This is a genomic window from Paramesorhizobium salinisoli, assembly GCF_003335045.1.
Taxonomy (GTDB): domain Bacteria; phylum Pseudomonadota; class Alphaproteobacteria; order Rhizobiales; family Rhizobiaceae; genus Paramesorhizobium; species Paramesorhizobium salinisoli.
Map to the genome: position 1 here is coordinate 1 of NZ_QOZG01000090.1, position 981 is coordinate 981.

A 981-nucleotide genomic window follows, 5' to 3' on the forward strand; every position below is an offset into this window, starting at 1 on the left:
GAACGGCACATAGGATTGGCCGTGATCGTAGCTTCCGGTCAGGCCATTGGGCGCGCCGGCGGAAATGATCGCGCTGGGCAGGGATGGGCCGGACGAGCAGGTGACGCCGTTGCTTTCCCTGCCGTCAGGACCGGTGAGGACCGGGTTCGGGGTGGAGAAGGTGATGCGGTCGCTGGGGGATGCCACCCAGCAGACGGGTTTGTTGACGGCAGCCGATCCGTCGGATGCGCGATAGCGGACGTTGAACGGATAGGTGGTGCCTTCCATATAGGGTCCGGTCCCCGCCGGGTTCACCGACAAGTAGCCGGTGGTATCAGGCGGAGCGAGTTCGGCATCGCGCACGCAAAGCACGATCTGGCTCGTGTCGGTCGCCTGCGTGTTCGGATTTTGGACGCTCGCCGTCAAGGTGACGGTGGTGAACTCGGCCGTTGGCCTGCAGGTGATCCTGGCCACCGTCACGCCGTTCGCGTCGGTCGGCGGCCCTGCTGTGACGGAAACGATCTGTGGATTGCCGGACGTCCATTGGACTGTTTGGCCCTGGATAGGGCTGCCGCCGGCCGCGTCGGTGTAGGTGGCCTGGACGAGATAATCCACCGGGTCGGACAGGAGATCGCCGTTGACGGGCGTGATGGCGAGATTGGCCGCGCCCTGCGGGAAGGTGCCTGCCGTGAAGGTGATGGCGTTGTCGGCGCCGATATCCATGTATTCCAGCGTTTCGTTATAGGCGCGGGCGAAGATGGTGACGGGTTCGGTGGAGGGAACGTTGCTCACCGCGGTAATTTGGGTGGTTGCGTTGCCGTTGCCGTCCGTCGTGGAGGGATTGGGGCTGAATGTGAACTGGCCTGAGGGGAAGGCCGACCAGACGATGTCCGCCTGCTGGAACGGCGCTCCGCCACTGGCATGCACGTAATTCCCATTCAGCGGATACGAATTGCCGCATGTAAGCGTGTTCCCTTGCGGCGAACTGATCGTGATGACGCC

At 63.6% G+C, this 981-nt stretch carries 1 protein-coding gene; it reads right to left on the bottom strand.

The window, feature by feature from the left end:
* A partial coding sequence (locus DUT91_RS25035) for an Ig-like domain-containing protein (protein ID WP_147272310.1) occupies positions 1-906 on the bottom strand: 906 nt, incomplete at its 3' end.
* Positions 907-981: the final 75 nt, after the last annotated feature.